Genomic DNA, 19,752 nt, shown 5'->3' with positions numbered 1-19,752 from the left:
AGTAGACAGCAAATTTCCACACACCGCCGCGCAGGCTGCTTATAACAACCCATGCGATCATTATATGATTGCCACATTGTAATCGCATAAACTCCCGTAACACAGGATATGAAAAGCTACAGCAGGCATCCGTTGAACTTTGGATTCTGAATTTTAATCTAAAAAATAAACCGTATGAAAGCAGCCGTATTTCACAAGCCGGGAGACATCAGCGTTGATAATGTAGAAGATCCGAAGATCCTGCATCCCGAAGACATCATTCTTAAAGTGACCACCACAGCCATCTGTGGTTCCGATCTGCACATCTACGACGGATTCGTTCCCCAGTTGCGCGACGAAGTACTGGGACACGAATTTATGGGTATCGTGGAAGAAACAGGAGCACAGGTGAAGCATGTAAAAAAGGGCGACCGCGTGGTGGTTCCGTTTACAATCGCGTGTGGCAGTTGCTTTTTCTGCCAGCAGGGTTATCACCCCAGCTGTATGCACAGCAATCCCGAACACTATGGTCCGGAAGGCGACCTTCTTAAAGGAAAAGGCGGAGGCATGTTCGGTTACACCGATCTTTATGGTGGCTACAATGGCGGACAGGCGGAGTATGTGCGTGTGCCGTTTGCCAATGTAGGCCCCAAGATCATACCCGATGAACTCACGGACGACCAGGTGGTATTTCTCACCGATATCTTCCCTACCGGATGGAGCGCTGCCAAATGGGGCAAAGTAAAAGGCGGTGACACCGTGGTGATCTTCGGAAGCGGTCCCGTAGGACTGATGGCGCAGAAGGCAGCCTGGCTGAATGGTGCGGAACGTGTGATCGCGATAGATCCGCTGGAGTATCGCCGTGCCAAGGCCCGCGACGTGAACAAAGTGGAAACACTTGACCCGAATGAAGACGACCTGATGGAAAAGATCTATTCGATGACAAAAGGGCGTGGTGCAGACGTGGCAATAGATGCCGTAGGTATGGAAGCCAGCCGCACATTCCTGGAAAAGGTAAAAACGGTGATCAATGCCGAAAAAGGCACTTCAAAAGTGATCGAGATGTGCACGCAGGCCGTGCGCCGGAACGGTATCGTATCTGTGGTAGGCGTATATGCCAGTCCTTACGACAATTTCCCGATCCACCGCATATTCGACAAAGGGCTTATTATGCAGTTCGGACAGGCACAGACACATATGTACATCGATCAGTGCTTTGAACTGGTACGCAGCGGCAAAGTGACGCTCGACGATATCATCACCCATCGCCTCCCGCTCTCCAAAGCATCCGAGGCATATGATATGTTCAAGCACAAAACCGACGATTGTGTCAAAGTGGTGCTGAAGCCCGAAATGGACCGTTAATATTTATTGCAGCAAAAAATCAACAGCTATGAGAGAGATCAAAGACATAGAACAATTGTTCTACCATGAAATACAGGTACTCTGGAGCGCGGAAAAAATGCTCACGGAGGAAATGCCGAAAATGATCGAAAAGGCGACCAATTTCGGACTGAAAAAGGCACTCGAAATGCATCTCGCCGAAACAAGGCAACACCTGGTAGCGCTGGAAGCCATATGCAAACAACTGAACATAGAACCGGAAGGTGATTTTAATCCGGGTATGAAAGGCATACTGGAAGAAGGTACCAAAGTGATGAACAAAGACACCACACCGGCCGCTATGGATGCAGCAATTATTGCGGGCGCGCAGAAAGTGGAGCATTATGAAATATCCGGCTATGGCTCGGCAGCTTACTATGCAGAGATGCTGGGACTGGAAGGCATTGCGAAACGATTGCGGCTCACGCTTACGGAAGAACAGGAAGCGGATACAAAGCTCAACTTCCTTGCAAAGTCGATCATTAATCCAAAAGCACTTACCGTATAGGTAAGTGCTTTTTTTATAATTAAGCAGCGCGTCAGGACTGCTGTGGTTTATTCTTCAATTGTTTTACGGCGGACAACAGGCATTCCTGTATCTGCAGTTTGGTGTCCTGGAATCCATGTGCATTCACCCACACATTCACGGCCACCTTATACGTATCACCTTCTATGGCCGACACGCCTATACGTTTCTTGGGAACGGACAATGCACTTTTACAATTGTCTATCGTTTGTTCCAGCACAGCCCTCACCTCCTTAAAGTCCATAGTAGCCGGGAAAGCCAGCTCAATATCCAGACGACGGTTTCCGGCTTTGCTGATATTGATGATCACTTCGTTGGACAGCTTACTGTTCGGCACGATCACGGTACGCTTGTCGAAAGTGATGATCACGGTGTAAAATATCTGGATAGAACTTACCGTTCCTTCCACACCCTGTGTCACAATATTATCGCCCGTTACAAAAGGCTTCAGCAACAGGATCATAATACCGCTGGTAAAATTCTGGAGTGTACCCGATAATGCCAGGCCGGCCGCAACGCCGAAGGCACCTACAATAGTAGTGAACAATGTCATTTTGAAGCCCAGCGTCTGCACCGCACCTAATACCACCAGCACCCGCAGCACCACGCCTGCCATATTCAGCAGGAATGGCTTCGCAGTGTCGGCCACATCGCGTTTATGCATTTTCTGCTGCAGGAGGCGCAGTACAATCTTTACCAGCCACAACCCTACAATGAGTACGAGCAGTCCGAGAATGAACCGGGGAGTATACAGAATAAGCCAGTCGTATGCACGATCGTACACCTGGTCTATATGAAATGCGGCCGCCTGCCGGGTAGTTGTATCCTTCATCTTATATCGCTTAAGGCCACAAAGGAACAGGAAGCCGGGCGCAATGCCCTTACAGGAAAAGCCGCATTGCTTATACAATCTTCAGCCGGGCATGCTGTTTTATCCGGTGCGCAGCAACCCCTTCATCAGGCTTTTCCAGCGCACGTGGGCAAATCCCATCCAGGCGCCTATCGCAATTGCAAGGTTGCGTAGCGCGGTGAGTAAGGGAACGTGGGTATTCGCTACTTCATTGCGCCCGAATTCCATCGCCCATACCTCCTTTCGCCTGCGCAGTAAGCAGAACGTACTGGTTGCTTCCGTGGTGTAGAAATGCGCGGTGTGCGGTTCTTTATTCACCGGGGCGGAGACAGGACGAACCCGTATCGCAATACTTTCAATCGGAGTATGCTCGTTTCCTTCTGCTTCTATAGCCTCAATGCGTACCCAGTCGTAGCCCCCGCCGCTGCCATTGCCCGGCGCCGGCAGCTTTATGCGGATGAGCTGCCCCAGCTCCGGGGTAGCAGTATCAATTGGCTCACCCTTGTTACCGGTAAGCAGGAAACTATCTTCGTCGGTTCCCGAAATACGCCCCCAATTGTTCACCGACAGCAACCGCTTAGCGGCCAGCCGGTACAATTGCGCTGCTGCATGTTCGTTTACGCAACGCACACGCGCACGCGCACCGGTTTTAGATCCGGTTTTCTGATCGGGAATAATATTTCGGAGCTTACTCATAGCAGATGCACGGAACAAAGGTGCTGTCAACAGGAGTAAGTATATTTATATGTTGCGTGATGCGCACTTTCACGATTATGGTGCTGGGCATATCCAGACATATGTAAAGACAGCTGGACATCGGCCTTTGAAATCTCCAGCCATTTACCGAAAAGCTTCCGGACCGGCATCAATACAAAAAAGCCATCACGCAGGCGTAATGGCTTTGCTGAATACTGCTGCAGACACGTATTATTTGCATCTGAGGATTGCTGCAAGTTGCTTTTTGTCTGTGAACAATCCGTGGTAGATCAGGTTTTGTTCCCTGTCGAAAATGAGTTTATATACGGTGCCTATCTCCATAAACTTACAGTCGTAGCAAATATCGTTGCGGAACAGCATACCCTGTTCGCGTGCGTCTTTCCTGTCTGTTTTATAAGTGACATCGTTGATCAGGTACACTTCATTTTTATCTACGCGGAACGTCTTAATCGCCGCTTCCAGTTCCGCCTCACGATCCTTTCCTCTGCTTGCCTGTGCAAAAATGAATTTCGTCCTGCCGTCCGTGATACTATCGATCTGATTCCGGAGACCGGTCATGTACATACCACCACCGCAGCCGTTTGTGAAAATGAACACTGCGAAATACTGGTGTTCTTTGTCCTGTGAAATAAGCGAGGTCAGCGCCGCCTTATCTATAGACGGATAGCTTTGTGCGCCGGCATGGAAGGAAAGCGTGAGCGCGAGCAGTAATGAACAGACTGCCGGATAGGTTTGTTTCATAGGGGTTATGTCTTATTGAACGGTCGCAAATCTAGCGTATAATTTTATTCGTATAAACGCCCTCCGCAAATAGTAAAGGAAGGGCAGTTAGCCGATGCCTGGGATCACAAATGCCAGTAAACCGATCGCCAGCAGGGCCAAAGCATACTCAATGGAATGGAAAGTACGATACAGAGCAACCATTTAAGGAAGGGTCTGCTGTTGCGGAACCGGCGATAGAGCAAGAGCTGCATCAGCCATACAGAGGCAACGAACATCAGCGCAACCGGCCACATGATCTGCCGCTCATCCAGTATCAGCGAATCGCTGCCACCCGACTTCGCGATAATTGCAGTGATTGCAATCGCCAGGAACAAATGAACCAATAAGCGGGGAACGGCTTTCATAAGCGGGATGCTACGCAACAAAATACGGCTTATTCTTTACAGAAGCATGCGCTCCGGGAAACCGAATCCCGCCACGACGAAATCCGCAGACTCCGCCATGCAGCGTATGCAATACTATAGCCAGAAGTAAATATAATTAAATGATAAATTTTATTAAAATCACCATATATATTTGTGCGCGTCCGGATTTCGGGCAAGAGATCGTTTAATCAAATGCACAATGACAAAAACACCAATTATCACAACACTAACGCTATTATTAAGCGCTTAGCTATTTGCGCAGACACCCATTGATGTTGCCGACAATACTATTAAAGTGGCGGCTTCAGCAGAAGAGATTTTCTACTATGGTTTCGCGGAAGGAGACAAGGTGATATTCAATTTTGAAGAAGTGAATGGTAAGGAGTTGAAAGAACTTGAGATTTTAGCGATGCCTTCTTCATCACTTTTCATGGATTACAAAACGAAAAAAGTTGAGAATAAAACAGTGGTTATACCGGAAACAGGTATATATAAATTCCGGTTCGCCAACTCAAACCTGCTGGCGGGCAGGATATGCAAGTACAGGATACAGCGGATACCTGCGAACGATGCTTCGCAAAAGTTCAATACTGTTGCCTACAAGCGAACAGTATATGATACCACCTATTTCGAAGAGCCGGAAAGATACCTGGTAAAGGCAGATACATTTGCTACGGAAGTGATGAACCAAACCGTAAAAGTTCATTCAAAAAATAATATGAACGGAAACAGAACCGTCTCTAATTTCCCGCTTCCGCCCAATACAATAGCCTGGAGCTATTACATTGGTGTGGATCAGGCTGGACAGCAGGCATACGAACAGGCAGCAAGAACCTTAACCGAATCGAAAACCTTTGTTTCTGCGATAGCGAATTCAAGCCCGCTCGCGGCTGTCGCATTGGGTTTTGCACCGCTTATCACCCACCTTCGGGCAGGCGAGGATATCGATTATTATCTTTCTGATGGGGACAATGCTACCCTATTCTATGAAAGAAGGCCATTCAAGTGTTATAAACAAAGTAAAGTGATAAACGATTTCGCCCAGATGTCCCCGCTGCCGGGTAGTCTTGCGTTCTGCTTTTCAAATGACAATGAGATCCAGGCTGTAACTGTAGCAGTGCGTGTAATGGCCATACAGGTAAATCCTGTTTGGGATACAAAAATGGTTTCCAGAATGAAAGTAGCACAGCATGAAGAATGGTATTTAAAAAATTGACGGGCTACAAATAAAGTAAGGCGATGCCTTACAACGTGCGTAGCGGCTCCGGTTTGTATAAACAACGGGAATAGTAATCAATCTGTGGCGGTAGGGAAACCCGAATCCCACCACGGCGAAATTCTTCACCAGAATTCGTGCACATAAATAAAAATAATAGCATACTTTAGACCTGTAAAACTTAATTCGCATCAGACTTCACCAAGCAGTGGGTGCGACGCGCAGGCCGTAATTACAAACTACGGTGAACGCGGTAAACATTATCTTCACATTAAAATTTTAAATCTTAGAATGATGAAAAAATTACTTCTGATGGGTGCTTTGGCTGCAGTGTCTGCGGTTGGTGCCCAGGCACAAAGTTCAGTAAAAGCCGGGCTTAAGGCTCATGTAAATGCAGGGCTGATCAACGAGACACCTGCCGTTGCGCCCGTATCCGGTAAAAGCACCGCAAAAACAACTGCCGGTGGGTCACGTGAATACAGCCACTTCGATTACAATCTGTCAGTCAGCTCATTTGAAGCTGACAGTATCTGGGCCTGCCGTATCTGGTTTGATTCTACAGTAAAACAAACATATGGCACAGGCTTGGGTAATGTAAACTACAGTTCCGTTGCGCAGGTATTGTACCCGATGGATGGCATCTTTAATGATGAAACCAACCCCAACTATAAAGGTTTAATCAGGATCCGATCTGCCAATGCCTACACTGTGGATTCAGTTCGTATAAATGGTTTGTATGTGACTGGTCTCACACGCCCAACATCTGTCGTGGATACTTTGATTGTTTCAGTTGCTTATCAACCTGCATACTCTCACTATCGTTATTCCAAAACAGTGTTTGCCGGATTTACGCCTCCGATTGATTTGGGGCCTTATATCGTAGCTGCTGATAATGATACAATGCATATTGCTCAGCCTATCGGAGTAGATAGTGCCAACCGGTCTGTACTGAGTTATCCTGCAGCCGGTACAACACGCGTTACCTGGAAAGAACCGTTGACTGCTGCTATGCGTAGTCCGATTGCCACTGCTGATATCCAGACATTCACATTTGCCGTTCCGGGCGGCTTAAGCGTCCCTGCCGGAAACGGTATCGTAATGTCGTTCACTTTCAAATCCGGCGACACATGGGCTCCCAACACTTCCCATATTGATACATTCAGTCGTTTCATGGCTATCTTCGGAGGTTCCCGCAAGGTGATGCCTTATGCAGGTAAATGGAATGGAGCACTGACAGATCGCAGTCACTCTGCGCTGATGTTCTCCAGCGATACTTCTTTCTATTACGGAAGTGCGTTGATAGAAGCTATTAACAATGTTAGCTTCTTCTATGAGTATCTGGCTGCTTCTGCTGTTGTTACCTGTCCTACATGTACTTTATCTGTAAACGAGAAATCTATCGTTGCTGAGACAAAAGCATTCCCTGTTCCTGCTAACAACAGCCTGACGGTTCCCTTCTCTGTTTCCGAGAAAGCAAATGTATCGGTAAACATCAGCAACATGCTGGGTCAGGTAGTTGCTATGCAAGATGCCGGAACTTTCAACGCCGGTCAGAAAGGTAATGTGATCTTCAATACTTCAGCTCTGGCTAACGGTGTTTATATCTACACGGTAGAAGCTAACGGTCAGAAAGTATCTGAGCGTTTCTCTGTAGTTCACTAATTATTGCTGAGTTACTCAATAAAAACAGGCCGCCTCAAAAGCAATTTTGAGGCGGCTTTTATTTGGCTTCACAGGAGTTTTTTTGCTTAGCATCGCTTTGTCTTGAGACTTTCCGGAAAGGAGCGTTCACATTTGGGCTTTAAGTGTAGTCTCCTGAACGGGATACGACGATTGCCAATAAAGAACGTTCAGGTGAGCACAGGTACCATATTCGGTAAATAAACTTTTCATGCAAGTCCGTTCCGCAGACCGAACCACATCATGACAAAGTCCGCAGACTTTCAAAGAGCAAGGGGCATGTCGCGTAGGTAGTAAATACACATTACGGCGAGCAGGGACTCATTCCCGCACACTTCGCTTTCAATGGGTTGCACGCACTCCATCGACCGATCCACGGTATATAATACCTGGCTCCATGGTAATATAATCCCGTTTCCTCATCGCGCTCCTTGCCCGTGTAGCGGTAAAGCCGATCTCTACGTCAATAAAAAATACTTTTCTATTAGCTCAAAGAAGATGAAAACAACTTTTGTGTTTCCTTACAAGAAATCAGACGTACGCATAACCACTTATTCTTCGTGGATAGTGCGGGAATATTACCATCTCTATTCAGGAATATTAATTCCGATGCTTTTTGCCCATTCTCGAAAGTATTCCGACTGTTGCTGAGTTGTACCAATAAAATTGATATTCTCCGCCTCTAAAGGGGCAAAGATATCAACTAACTCTCCACCTCCTTTACCAATTGTATGGATATATGCTCCAAAGCCTCCCATACTCGTCTGCAAGCCACTTGGATGAACATCAATACGACTCCCTTTAATTAATAAAAAAATCCCATCTTTTTCCAACACTTCCCGTAAACGAGTCAACAAAACAAATAAGGAGGCATTTCCTGAAATCTCCTCTTTTCTTGTAGGATCGGAATACTCAATTTTATTATTCTCGACGATCAAATTTGCCACCGAAATACCATCTGGCTTTTTAATTTCAATCTGCATGTGTCAATTTTTGAACGGTTTAATATTTCTAATAGAGATAAAAGGAATAAATAAAGGTACGGCAACTTCTTGTTCCTCTGGATGAGGTGAGGCTGCACCTAGGGTAGCATTTACATCAATACCGGTTGGTTGCCAAGCGATCGTATAAATATAGCCAGACGCACCTTGCGGTAATGATTTAATTAACGCGTCGACACTTTTTGATGTCGAAACATAACCACTATTTGGGATATCGGCTATGTGGGTTGAATATCCAATAGCATGTAATCCTAAATCCATATTTGTACCCCATGCTCTAAATCCCCCTTCTTTCATTATCTCTTCAGGGCCCCTAGTATCAAATCTGTATAAAAATTTTTCTTGAGATTCATCCGGAACAGTTGTTGTAATAGGAATTGCTGGTGCAATCGGAATGGCAGGAGGGTTAAGGGGTTTAGTTTTTGCATATTCATCAATTAGTGCAGCCGTACCAACCACCACGGTTGCAACCGCTGCAACCGCTATTACTTCTGGTGCAAGCAATACAGAAGCTGTCGCGGCTAATCCGTATCCGATGGCTTCGCCTAAAGCAAATGCTGCGCTTTCTTCAACAGCAGCGGCAAGTACCGCAGCACCCATTGCGGTCATAGGATTGCCTCCTGAAGCATTCAGTAATCCTGCTCCGCTTGGCATTGATGGTTCAGGAGTTCCGTAACGAGCAGTTAATTGATAATCGCTAACACTTGGCAGATTTGCTATGTTCTTTAACGTACCATCGTTAATCACAGGTCTGTCTGGATCCTTATAGGTCACGTTACGCGTATATTCTCCATGAATAGGATGACTAGCTGATTCATTGGAATACATACTACTTACGCTACCCAACAATTTATTATTATGGTCATAAAAATTGGTTGTTAGTGTATAGTTGGCTAATGATCCATTTGCCATGGTTGGAGCCTGCACAACAGGGACATCATCGCCCGGTCCCATCCCGCTCGGATCATTGAACATTACAGGATTGTTGAAGGAGTAGTTATACGGACTCATTCCCGCATACTTCGCTTCCAATGGATCGCACGCACTCCATCTTCCTATCCACGGTATATAATACCTGGCCCCATGGTAGTAGAGACCCGTTTCTTCATCACGCTCTTTGCCCGTGTAACGGTAAAGGCAAAACCTACGGCAATAAAAATCACTTTTATTTTAGCTCAAAGAACTTCAAAACAACTTTTCACTTGGGTGCATCAAAAAAAGAAAGCGTACGCAAATGCGTACGCTTAATCTGTTAATGATTCTTCATAGACTGTGCAGCGAACAAAACGAGAATACATCGTGTCTTCCCATTTTGTTCACACCTAAGATTTAGTGACTATTTTTATTGGAATAATTCATGTTCATAATCTACACCATTAATAACCCAGTATTTTTGTTCGGTAGGAATGTCATCTGTAAATGTTCCATATTTACTACTCCAACCTTCGGGAGCATAATTTTCAAGCATTAATGCTTCACTGTATACAGAGAGCAATTTTTTGCTATCAAAATCGACAAAAAGTTTTGGAAATAAATGATATGCTTCGTCAAATGAAGTTAAAGGAAGGGATGCCGCAAATAGGCTTTTCAGTTCTTCTATAGAACAACTATACTCTTCCATGTTCTCTAAAAAATGAGCGGCAGTTTTTTCGTCTAGAATACCGATATCAAAACGTTCGGAATAATCATTGTCAGTAGGATCAAATTGATGAGTATACTTGACATAATCCATGATCCAAAACACTTTATCACTACAGAACCAGTTGTACCGATTATCTAATTTGGTCAAAACTATTATGTTTACAATCCCATCTAGACCTTTAAATTTTTTCATATTTATTTCTCATTTTACTTTAACACTGCCTTTAACGTAGTTTTCTTGGAACCATTTAGCCCATTCCGAAGGTAACTCATAAGATAACCCAGGAGTAGTAGGATCAACAATTTTGGGAGCCATACCTTTCATGTTCAAAGGATTTTTATTGTAGCCCTTTTGCGGTATCGCATATTCTTGAACCATTTCGTCAAGCCATTTCGGAACATCAAATGAAATAACAGTGGAATTAGGTCTTAGCGACATAAAGTGATTTACGTGTTCCATACTTCCGGTACTTACGTTAATTGTTGCATCACTGAATATAGCTTCACCTTCTCCAGTCATTTGAATTAAGCTTTTACTTGTAGCATTACCTACTCCACCTTGAACTCTGTAATATGTTACCGTCTCTATTTCTTTTGCTGTTGTAGGAGCAACTGCAAAATTTGTATTTGGCTTTTTTGTTAATAATAACGGGACAAGATTTTCGTAAAATCGAACATCCGTAACCATACTCTTTAACTGAACTTTTGTATCAGACCATTGTTGAGACAGACTAGTATTGAAGTAATAATCGACAGTAGAGGCAAATTCTTGCTTTGTAGCTTCCCCAGTTCGCCGTAGTGTTCCTCCAGCAACGTTCGGCATAGTCTCCTGACTATGTCGCAGCGGGTCCGGTCTCCTGACCGGAATACAACGAATATATTAATTACGGCGCAGCCTGAGCACAGACTACCGGATAAACGACCAGAATGGTGCTTACTTGTGGTATGCCTGTTCAACAAAAAGCTCGGCGACGTCATGAGACTATGCCTAGCAGTGGGTAGTATAGTCCAGTCTCTTCATCACGCTCCTTACCTGTGTAGCGGTAAAGCCAATCTCTGCGTCAATAAAAATCACTTTTATTTTAGGTCAAAGAACATCCAAACAACTTTCCAGTTTCTGTGCACCAAAAAAGAAAGCGTACGCAAATGCGTACGCCTGATTTCATATTCTTCGTGTAATGTGCAAAAGCCCTACCAAGCCTAAGCATCTTTAACTCTGTATTCTAATAGTCGTTCAGCTATTTCTAGATTAGAATAACCTTTTCCTTTCAAATCCAAATCAGACTCTATTAACTCTATTGCATATTCAACGGGAAATAGTTGAAAATACTGGATTCCATCTTTTTCAAAGATAATCTCATCTTCCGTTTCTTCCATTTCAAATAAAACAACATCACATTCTAAATCTAATGCGTATTTCATATAAATTATGATAGCATCAGATTCTGTATTGAGGTTTTCTTCTTCATACAGATTTTCCAACCTTTCTGGGTTGAGCAGATAATCAATTAATTCTATTAAAGTCATTTTAATCTCTTTGGTAAAAAAAGCGTACGCAAATGCGTACGCTTAATCCCGTTTTCTTCGTCGAATGAGCAGAGCACCTTTGATACAGCTGGTGTAGCATTTTATTTCATTAACGTGCGTTTTGGCGGCCTAAAATAAAAGCGGACGAACAAATATTCCTCTGCTTTTTTACTTCCTCAAAATTACAGAATTGATATCTAAATATTATACTAGCAAAAACGCAATCAGCTACTTTGATACACGACCTACACTAGGATCGTACTTTTTTTGCTCATAGTTTATTAATTCTATAACCCTTTCTTTTACATAATTAGCTTTCTTGTTTAATGACAAAGTTTGATTATCACTTGAACTTATTTCAGAAATTTTTTCGCTATCGAAATCACTAAAAGCCTTATCACGTTGCGCAAGCCATCTCAATTGCTCTTTCTTTAAAGCTATCTTAGCAGCATCATCTGAATTTTTGATTATCCCATTATATACAACATTCAACATACTATCCATTTCGGAATAATATTTTTGAGAACACCCTAGCATATCATCTCCTGTGTCAAGGCATTGCTGATGAATTGCTTCAGACTGTACCAAAAATTCAGAATAGTTTGATTGATCACTATTCGAAACGATTTTGTGTTCTACTATTTGCGCAGTTGTATCTAAAGACGTATCCTTTACAGGATCAGCGTTAGTGCTACATCGAACGAAAAAAATCAAAATCAAAATTGAAAAACTACCTAGTTTCATATTTTATACTATTTACACGTTTAAATAATCCTTTTTGCAACCCTTGCAAAGTATTATCATTAATTTGTTTTTGCGTAGCATTGGGATGCTTTTTTAAGTATTTTTTCACATTATCATCAATAATTTTTTGAAGGTAACTTTTCCTGGTAGTTAATACCAAATTGAAGAGGTCTCTACCAGGAATATTATTCAAAGCACCTATCTCTGCAGATGTTAATTTGCCATCAACTGTTATATTTCCATATCGTTTGCTAATAGCGTTTTCTACAGCTTTCACTCCTCCACCAGAGTTTACAGAGAAGTCATATATAGCAAACGCTACATTACCATCTTTAAACGAATCAAAATTCTGAGTTTTCCAGAAATGTTTTTGATACAAAACTTTTGCTTGTGAGGGTGATAGTTTCTTTAAGTTTTCAATTGTAGGTGCAACACCTAAATCTGGTTGAGCCCATTTTTTAAAGTTGCTAAAAATTATTCCACGATTGGTCGCACCTCCAGGATCATTTTTTGCATTTACCCAACCACCTTCGAACTTAGATGTATATTCATTGGCTCTATTAAAATCTGGCCTAACACCACTTCCACTTTGTGCGGCGTTATTCTCGTTCTGATTTGGATCTGCATTATTATTGGCAGTACTTTTTCCTATGACTACGATTTCTTTTAATTGACCTCCATAATACATTGAATTCTCAGAATTGTTTGCTGAACTGTTTCCACCAGATCCCATTTCATTTGGGGTGGGCAAATTCAACCTATCACCTTCTTTAATTTCATTCTTATCTTTAATTTGTGGATTCAATGCCATCAATGCCCCTACAGAAGTATGATAATCTTTTGCTATCTGAGATAATGTATTTCCTGGAGCAACAATAACTTGATTTTTATTATCTGGGTCAGCTCCATCATCATCACTTTCCATTATTGGATTGTTGAAACAATAATTATACGGACTCATTCCCGCATACTTCGCTTCCAATGGATCGCACGCACTCCATCGTCCGATCCACGGTATGTAATACCTGGCTCCGTGGTAGTACAATCCCGTTTCTTCGTCCCGCTCCTTGCCCGTGTAGCGGTACCGTTTCGCGGCGGCGGCAATAGCTGCGTTGTTGGACTGGTAAGCTGTGGTGCCAAAGGGGTGGTATTCTTCATAAGAGATCACATTGCCCGAGGCGTCCAGTTCCACGACAGAACTCTGCAGCATATTGCTGTAGATCACACGCACCAGCGGAGCCCCGCCGGTCTCGGTTTCCAGCATGGCGATGCGGCCGCTGTCGTCCGTTACATGCACCGTGCTGCGCTCCAGGTCCAGCACACCCCCGATATAGCGGCGATAGCGTTCGTAATTTCCGAGGTAAATACGCTCTTCCACAATCCCTCCTGCTTTCTCACACACTTTGCGGATACGCTCTCCCCCCGAATAATTGAAGTAGGTGTACGTCATCCCCACGCTGGTCTTCTGCAACTGGTTATCTGCATTCCAGTCCATAGAACTGAGATGCGGCATAGAGACCATATTCCCCCGGTTGTCGTAGGTATAAGCATAAGGCGTAGCGCCCACCATGGTGCTGTCGAGACGGTTAGTACCGCCGATGTAATGATACATACGGGTGTATGATCCTGTCACGCCGCCGATGTGCTGCAGGTTCAGGATATTGCCTGCTTCGTCGTAACTGTATAGCTGCGTGTAGGTCTGCATCGCATTGTAATCCAGCGGGTGCAGGCCTGTCCAGGCAGCATCGTTAAAGTTGTCGTCTGGGCCAAAGGTGGCTGTACCCTGCAGCTCAAAACCTCCGGCTTGGATGAGGCGGTACAGGCTGTCGTAGGTATAGAGCTTAGCCGGAACGCTATAAGGTGGCGCCGGTGGCGTACTGGTGAAGTAGAGGCTTTGTGTGGCGTCGTCCTGCATCTGGGTTACGTTACCCACCGCGTCATACCAGTAGTTCATATCCTGGATGGCGTTGTTGGCATTGTCGCGGGAGAGGATACGCGTAACGCGGAAATTGGCGAGGTCGTAGGTATACTGGGTATTGGTGTTATTCACAGAGAATACCTCCCTGGTCTTCTGTCCCCGCGCGTTGTACTGAATATCACTTATGTAGGAGTTACCGTTCAGGGTCACGGTCTTTAATGTGCCGCCCTTATCGTAGGTATTTGAAGTAATGTTGGCTCCCGGATCTACGGCATTCACAATACGGCCCAGAGCATCGTAACTCACGGAACTGGTGAATACGGTTGGATCGAGCGCCGGTCCTCCACCCGACCAGTCTACTGTCACGATCGTATAGTCCATCAGCAACTGCTGCTCGGAGCCCTGCGGCAGGCCTTTAAAATCGTAACTGGTAACGGTGTTCTGACCGGCATTGTCCTGTTGCCGGTATAACTGTCCTTTGAGGTTGAGTACATCGGCTCCTGCCACGCTCTCTCCGTATTGCCACACATCGGTGAGATAGTTTGTTGTAAGGATCGTAACATCCTTGTTCAGCGGACGACGCAGGCCGTCATACGTAAAGTGGAAAACACGATCGTCGGCATCCCAGCTGTACAGCGGGTTGCCTGCCGCTTCTGCAAGCATATATTGCATACCTGAATCAATACTGAGCTGACTCATGGGAACCTGAAGCAGGTTGTAAGTGTAGCTGAGTGCCGTATTGCCGCGGCCATCGGTAACGCTGAGACGGTTGCCCTGCAGGTCCAGCGTTTCGTAACTCTCTATATGGTCTATACCGGTAAGGCTGAACGTCAGTCCGTCCACTCCGTCCGTAACCGCCATTGCTTCCAGCAACTGGATCGTAAAGAAGGGACGGGCCAGCGTATCCAGGCAGGAAATCGTCGGTGTATCTGCATGTGCCGCGGCTTTGGCGGCGGCGTCCTGCTGCTCGGGCGTGCCGGTGCTGTACGCTCCATACCACTCACTGCCCAGGCAGGCATCATTCGCATCATACAATACCTGCGTCCATCCGTCCCATATTGTGTAGCTGAACGTTCCGTCCGGCATATCGGTACGGCGCACTCTGCCCAGGGGATCGTAATGCATTCGTGCGCTTACACCGTCGGCGGCAGCCTGTTCCGCAGGATCGTATGCAGCCGTGGTGCTGAAATAGGGTTCGTATTGCAGCACTACATTTCCTTTATTGTTGTACACCGTCTTTCCGCTCCCGATCCATCTTTCCGCGGAAGTGGCCGGATCGTCGGCGGTCTGTTCCTTGCTCATCGCCACACGGCCCAGGCCGTCGGTATAGGTAATCCGGATCAGCACTTTGTCCGGATCGTAATGCGGATCGTGGTAATGCCGTTCATTACCGATCATTGCTACGGCCACAGGCTGTCTATTCAGGTCGTACACACAGCGCATGGTGGCATGTACCAGCAGGTCGGAGGCATAAGCCTGCGGATCTGTCCAGAAATCCGCCTGAACGCTGGTATCTTCAATATTCATGCCCAGCAGTGTGTCTCCTTCGGTGCCGTCGTCTTTTGCTTTGAGCGCCATTGCGGCGGGCATCCCGAGCGCATCATAGATGATCTCGCTTACATTCCCGTTCATATCGGTGATCCGGGCTGGCTGTAACACTCGCCAGTCGTAGCGGTTCACCGTCGTTTCGTTCGACAGCGGATCATGCGTGTAAGACGGCAGCAGCCAGTATGCTTCCAGCGTGTCGTAATACCCCACGCCGGTGACGTTGTCCCAGGGATCGGTATACGAATACACGCTGTAGAAGTTCGTTTCGGGATGTGCGCCATATACCAGCCTGCCTCCCGGCAGCCAGTAGTTTCCGTCACTGTCGAGGTCTGTATAAGCACCTTCTGTGAGGCGGGTACTGTTGAAACGGCTATCTGTTATATCTCCGGGGAATGCCAGTGCATACTGACAGTCGGGGATGGCCAGCGCGGCCAGTACGCCCTGCGCCAGCACAGTCACGGCATCGTCCGCACGGAACACCGTCTTTTGCTGTCCGGTCATTCTCAGTATGGGACTCGGTCCGCTCATCGGTGTGGTGTAGTCGCTTACGGTAGCAGGCAGCAAAGCCAGCAGTCCGCTTTTGGTCAACAATGCATCGGCGGCCGGATAGTAAGATACAGGCAGGTATAATTCACACGACAAAGCATGCCAGCCTGCACGCAGGCGGTACATAAGGTCATCGGTTGTGATATCATTGGTGTATGCATTACGCTGGTAGCTGACATGCAATTTTGCCTGGGCGGTGCGTACTTCGGAGGGAAGAAACGTCGGCAGCGTCACACGGGGATATACGATCTGCACCGATTGCAGTGTATTCCCATATTCATCGGTCTCCAGTGTGATCTCATGCGCCACCCGTGGATCTGCGGTAAAGCGCTCTGAGGACTGGCTCAGCTTTTCCCGCTGTATGTTCAGGAACACACCGTTCGGATACGTACCGTTGCCGGTGGCGGGCCGGTCGTAAACAGGCTGCAGGCAGCTCACCTCGTAGAAGAAAGTACTGACAGCATAAGGCATCTGTTCCTTCACGGAATTGTCCAGCGCATAAACCTCCTGGCGCAGCGGCGAGCCCTTCAGCGCGCGGAACGCTTCACGCTCCTCCTTCGCGGAAAGCCCGGCGGGGATGTTTACATATGCTGGGAGCTCTTTCCATCCGGCAGGCAGAAAATACTCCCGGGCAAAAGCATCGGTAAGCAATTCCAGCTCCATCCAGGCACCCGTATGGTACCAGCTTTTGGTGAGTACAGGGTCTTGCTTCAGCAAATCCCCGGGATCGGTACCATCGCCTTCGGCAACAGCCCGTTCCGTATCTGTGGAATCGACCCGCCCGAAGCCGCGGAACTCCCGCTCCGGATGATCGTAATACCCATGATGGTAGCTGAAAGACTGGCTATACTTTGTCTGGCTTACCGCATCTGAGGTGGCGATCGTATCCACACAATGAACCGGGAAGGGAAGCTTTGTCGCCCAGGGCGTGCCATTGCGCCGGTCTTCCAGGTAATATTCGGTAGAACTTTTGTAAGTGAGTTCCACCGTTTTCCCCATACCATTGTCGTATGAGATCATCAGGTGCGGCTTTTTCCCGCCCATCAGGTCTATATAGCGCAGAGGAGCATCGGTGTATTGCGGCAGCGGACTGCTCCACACCACGCAGCCCGTGCCTTTACCGAGGAAATCGATCACAGCGATACGGCTCTGCGGATCCACGCCCGGCAGGGATAATAAGGAAACGGCACCGGAACAGGTGTTGCCCGATTGATTGATGTATGCGGTACAGCCACCGGGGCTCAGGTATAATATATCGGTAGCACCCGTACCGGTAATGTCGTTCAGGTAAATGTAGATGGGATTGAACAATTCGGGTTTATCGAACACCGGCGCATTACTCATCACTACAATGGCGCCGAAACGTCCGTAGCCGAGATTGGGCCAGTAACACACTTCACCGTTGCGGATACGTACAATATCTGTAAGTCCGTCGCCGTTCATATCGGCCAGGAAGACGCTCTGCACCTCATCGTTCAGCAATAAACGGGGACCGTCCTGTTCGTCGGTCACCACGCGGGAATAGCCTCCGAGCGTGAAACCCTCTTTCCCTTCGTTCCGGTACCAGGTGAATACCCTGTCTTCGCATAACAGCAGATCGGGTCGTCCGTCACCATCCAGGTCCAGCATTTTATTGAAGGGACTGTTCATATCCACGTTGATGGTCTGTGCAAAAGCGCGGAATGTCTCCCACTCCTGCACACCGTCAAGATCGTCTTTAGCAGGTAAAGCTGCTTCGAAATATCCCGGAAATTCCGGGCTGTAGCTCACCACCTGCCGGCGCCCGTCGGCGTCCAGGTCCTGCCACTGAAGGCTGGATCCAAGACCTGCAAATGACGGCTTGGGTGCGAGGTTCAGGGCATGAGTGAAATGCCCGTCACCCAGGTTGCGCTTATACCACCAGGCATTGCCCTGCTCGGACAGGATACCGGGCAGACCTTCTCCGAAGAAGTCCGTCCACTGGTAATTACCGGTAAGACCCTGAGGTGCATTCGCCGCATCGTCCGGCGCCACCGTATGTATCGTATGATCCCACACCACCGGCTGATAAGCAAGCGTCATGGCCGGTAACGATTTCCGGATCAGGTTATCGGATGCATCGTAATAATAGCCGGTCTGTGTGACCGTGCTGATGAAATCGATATGTGCATAGTCGTCCGGTACCGGAGGAACGGAAGGGTCAGTGTCTAAGAAGTAGGTCAGATCCAGCGAGCGTACGATCACCGGGCTTAGTGACTCGTCGCTGTTCAGCTCCCGGAAACGGTGGAACATCAGCACCCGGCGACAACGCCTGTAGGTACGGATCTCGAACCCGGCCCGGTAATCGGAGAACGCATCGGTGCGCGCCGGCCACGTTGAATCCGGATCGTAGGCGGGCGTCTCCCAACTATGATCGCCATAGTCCAGCACCGCTTCCATCAGGAAATCGCCGCTGCTCATGTCCGGCTCGTAAGCGGGTGTCTCTACAAAAAAAGGTGTGAGGTTACAATAGGCCACACGCTTCAGATAAGTATTCGTAAACGGCGCATGATCGTGCAGGCGCTGGTATTCGTGCGGAGCGGCTGCCACATTGTCTTTATTTTCCTGCGCATAATAATATTGCTGCACATTGCCTTTATGATCCAGCACCAACTGGGGAAGCCACTTAAAGACCCGCCCGGCATTTTCAGGATCGGCAATACGCGCCTCAGTTGTGAGTCCGTAATAGGTCAGCAGGTTGTCCTTTGTGGTGACACGCCACCAGCTGTTGCCGTCGTCTTTACGTATCCATTCGATACGCGCAAACAAACCTTCGATGCGGGGCCGGTACAAAGCAATCCGGTAAGCACCTTCCGTATGCACCACCGGAATACCGGAATTATCCAGCACAGGCACCAGGTCTTCAGCTCCTGCCAGCAGGAATACGTCAGCTTCCTCCGCATCATCATAACAAGGCAATCGTTTGTCGGTTTTGCGCTGAACAGAAGGCAGACTCATGGACCAGCCAAGCCCGAACTCACTGTTGCCGGCTCCTGAATTGTAAGACAGGGATAAAGAAGGCGTGAATCCGCTGCGGGCCGGACTGAGCGGGAATGCCACTTCCAGCCCTGCAGTGCCGTTTACGGCATTCACATTGAATTTTTCATCAATACCCCTGAGCGCTCCCCCGCCCTTCGGCAGACTGATCTGCGGGGCCTGCGATCTGTAATAAGGGCTCTTCTCGTCCTGCGTTCCCCCGCTTTGCTGCGGAGGAACGGTATAACGGTCCAGAGGATAAGCAGTATTGGCTTTTGCTGAGTCCGGTCTTTTATTTTCAGGTGTCATTGTGCTGCGTATGTTGGCGTTCTTG

15 protein-coding genes and 2 pseudogenes are annotated in these 19,752 nt (G+C 47.2%); 4 read left to right on the top strand and 13 right to left on the bottom strand.

All coding sequences use genetic code 11. The annotated features are described in order from the left end of the window. The first annotated feature begins 174 nt into the window (after positions 1-174). On the top strand, positions 175-1,344 hold the full coding sequence (locus ABD846_RS12625) for a zinc-dependent alcohol dehydrogenase (protein ID WP_344827596.1): 1,170 nt from the start codon (positions 175-177) through the stop codon (positions 1,342-1,344). A gap of 28 nt (positions 1,345-1,372) precedes the next feature. Beyond that, positions 1,373-1,870, top strand: coding sequence for a YciE/YciF ferroxidase family protein (locus ABD846_RS12620; RefSeq protein WP_344827594.1), 498 nt, complete (start codon positions 1,373-1,375; stop codon positions 1,868-1,870). 31 nt (positions 1,871-1,901) lie between these two features. Here the strand turns inward: ABD846_RS12620 and ABD846_RS12615 are convergent, their stop codons facing one another. The 4 genes from ABD846_RS12615 to ABD846_RS12600 all read right to left on the bottom strand — a co-directional run bounded on the left by ABD846_RS12615 (position 1,902) and on the right by ABD846_RS12600 (position 4,582). Next, positions 1,902-2,720 (bottom strand): mechanosensitive ion channel family protein, encoded by an 819-nt coding sequence (locus ABD846_RS12615; RefSeq protein ID WP_344827591.1) that lies wholly within the window; start codon positions 2,718-2,720, stop codon positions 1,902-1,904. A gap of 99 nt (positions 2,721-2,819) precedes the next feature. Next, on the bottom strand, positions 2,820-3,434 hold the full coding sequence (locus tag ABD846_RS12610) for a hypothetical protein (protein WP_344827588.1): 615 nt from the start codon (positions 3,432-3,434) through the stop codon (positions 2,820-2,822). 231 nt (positions 3,435-3,665) lie between these two features. Continuing rightward, on the bottom strand, positions 3,666-4,196 hold the full coding sequence (locus ABD846_RS12605; RefSeq protein ID WP_344827586.1) for a hypothetical protein: 531 nt from the start codon (positions 4,194-4,196) through the stop codon (positions 3,666-3,668). A gap of 104 nt (positions 4,197-4,300) precedes the next feature. Continuing rightward, positions 4,301-4,582 (bottom strand): hypothetical protein, encoded by a 282-nt coding sequence (locus ABD846_RS12600; protein WP_344827583.1) that lies wholly within the window; start codon positions 4,580-4,582, stop codon positions 4,301-4,303. 316 nt (positions 4,583-4,898) lie between these two features. On the opposite strand from ABD846_RS12600, the gene ABD846_RS12595 reads away from it, so the two are divergent. Beyond that, on the top strand, positions 4,899-5,819 hold the full coding sequence (locus ABD846_RS12595) for a hypothetical protein (protein WP_344827580.1): 921 nt from the start codon (positions 4,899-4,901) through the stop codon (positions 5,817-5,819). Positions 5,820-6,113: 294 nt separating this feature from the next. Beyond that, a complete protein-coding gene (locus ABD846_RS12590) occupies positions 6,114-7,481 on the top strand; it encodes a T9SS type A sorting domain-containing protein (protein ID WP_344827578.1) in 1,368 nt (455 codons plus the stop codon). Positions 7,482-7,803: 322 nt separating this feature from the next. Here the strand turns inward: ABD846_RS12590 and ABD846_RS14780 are convergent. From ABD846_RS14780 to ABD846_RS12550, 9 genes and pseudogenes are all read right to left on the bottom strand, one after another. Next, a pseudogene (locus ABD846_RS14780) lies at positions 7,804-7,938 on the bottom strand (RHS repeat domain-containing protein); the annotation flags it as partial. Positions 7,939-8,086: 148 nt separating this feature from the next. After that, positions 8,087-8,482, bottom strand: a complete 396-nt coding sequence (locus tag ABD846_RS12585; protein WP_344827575.1) for a hypothetical protein — start codon at positions 8,480-8,482, stop codon at positions 8,087-8,089. 3 nt (positions 8,483-8,485) lie between these two features. Continuing rightward, complete coding sequence (locus ABD846_RS12580) at positions 8,486-9,328, bottom strand: enterotoxin A family protein (RefSeq protein ID WP_344828759.1); 843 nt, start codon at positions 9,326-9,328, stop codon at positions 8,486-8,488. Between the two features lie 135 nt (positions 9,329-9,463). Further along, positions 9,464-9,622, bottom strand: a pseudogene (locus tag ABD846_RS12575) (RHS repeat-associated core domain-containing protein); the annotation flags it as partial. A gap of 220 nt (positions 9,623-9,842) precedes the next feature. After that, entirely contained in the window at positions 9,843-10,334 is a 492-nt protein-coding gene (locus ABD846_RS12570; protein ID WP_344827573.1) for a hypothetical protein, read from the bottom strand. 9 nt (positions 10,335-10,343) lie between these two features. Then, positions 10,344-10,964: a hypothetical protein gene (locus ABD846_RS12565; RefSeq protein WP_344827570.1), complete on the bottom strand. Its 621-nt coding sequence runs from the start codon at positions 10,962-10,964 to the stop codon at positions 10,344-10,346. A gap of 377 nt (positions 10,965-11,341) precedes the next feature. Further along, positions 11,342-11,668 (bottom strand): hypothetical protein, encoded by a 327-nt coding sequence (locus ABD846_RS12560; RefSeq protein WP_344827568.1) that lies wholly within the window; start codon positions 11,666-11,668, stop codon positions 11,342-11,344. Between the two features lie 228 nt (positions 11,669-11,896). Beyond that, the gene (locus ABD846_RS12555) at positions 11,897-12,412 is read right to left on the bottom strand and encodes a lysozyme inhibitor LprI family protein (protein ID WP_344827565.1); all 516 of its coding nucleotides are present in this window, start codon (positions 12,410-12,412) and stop codon (positions 11,897-11,899) included. After that, the gene (locus tag ABD846_RS12550; RefSeq protein ID WP_344827562.1) at positions 12,399-19,727 is read right to left on the bottom strand and encodes a SpvB/TcaC N-terminal domain-containing protein; all 7,329 of its coding nucleotides are present in this window, start codon (positions 19,725-19,727) and stop codon (positions 12,399-12,401) included. The genes ABD846_RS12555 and ABD846_RS12550 overlap by 14 nt, the downstream gene beginning before the upstream one ends. Between the last annotated feature and the right edge of the window lie 25 nt (positions 19,728-19,752).

Source organism: Rurimicrobium arvi, assembly GCF_039540495.1.
Classification (GTDB): Bacteria; Bacteroidota; Bacteroidia; order Chitinophagales; family Chitinophagaceae; genus Rurimicrobium; species Rurimicrobium arvi.
The sequence above is the reverse complement of the archived record's forward strand: the minus strand, read 5'-3'. Positions and strand labels throughout refer to the sequence as shown.

What these genes read in the sequence shown, in the direction of transcription:
- ABD846_RS12625 (WP_344827596.1), top strand. Translation starts at nt 175, where the DNA reads ATGAAAGCAGCCGTATTTCACAAGCCGGGAGACATCAGCGTTGATAAT.
- ABD846_RS12620 (WP_344827594.1), top strand. Translation starts at nt 1,373, where the DNA reads ATGAGAGAGATCAAAGACATAGAACAATTGTTCTACCATGAAATACAG.
- ABD846_RS12615 (WP_344827591.1), bottom strand. Translation starts at nt 2,720, where the DNA reads ATGAAGGATACAACTACCCGGCAGGCGGCCGCATTTCATATAGACCAG.
- ABD846_RS12610 (WP_344827588.1), bottom strand. Translation starts at nt 3,434, where the DNA reads ATGAGTAAGCTCCGAAATATTATTCCCGATCAGAAAACCGGATCTAAA.
- ABD846_RS12605 (WP_344827586.1), bottom strand. Translation starts at nt 4,196, where the DNA reads ATGAAACAAACCTATCCGGCAGTCTGTTCATTACTGCTCGCGCTCACG.
- ABD846_RS12600 (WP_344827583.1), bottom strand. Translation starts at nt 4,582, where the DNA reads ATGAAAGCCGTTCCCCGCTTATTGGTTCATTTGTTCCTGGCGATTGCA.
- ABD846_RS12590 (WP_344827578.1), top strand. Translation starts at nt 6,114, where the DNA reads ATGAAAAAATTACTTCTGATGGGTGCTTTGGCTGCAGTGTCTGCGGTT.
- ABD846_RS12585 (WP_344827575.1), bottom strand. Translation starts at nt 8,482, where the DNA reads ATGCAGATTGAAATTAAAAAGCCAGATGGTATTTCGGTGGCAAATTTG.
- ABD846_RS12580 (WP_344828759.1), bottom strand. Translation starts at nt 9,328, where the DNA reads ATGTATTCCAATGAATCAGCTAGTCATCCTATTCATGGAGAATATACG.
- ABD846_RS12570 (WP_344827573.1), bottom strand. Translation starts at nt 10,334, where the DNA reads ATGAAAAAATTTAAAGGTCTAGATGGGATTGTAAACATAATAGTTTTG.
- ABD846_RS12565 (WP_344827570.1), bottom strand. Translation starts at nt 10,964, where the DNA reads ATGCCGAACGTTGCTGGAGGAACACTACGGCGAACTGGGGAAGCTACA.
- ABD846_RS12560 (WP_344827568.1), bottom strand. Translation starts at nt 11,668, where the DNA reads ATGACTTTAATAGAATTAATTGATTATCTGCTCAACCCAGAAAGGTTG.
- ABD846_RS12555 (WP_344827565.1), bottom strand. Translation starts at nt 12,412, where the DNA reads ATGAAACTAGGTAGTTTTTCAATTTTGATTTTGATTTTTTTCGTTCGA.
- ABD846_RS12550 (WP_344827562.1), bottom strand. Translation starts at nt 19,727, where the DNA reads ATGACACCTGAAAATAAAAGACCGGACTCAGCAAAAGCCAATACTGCT.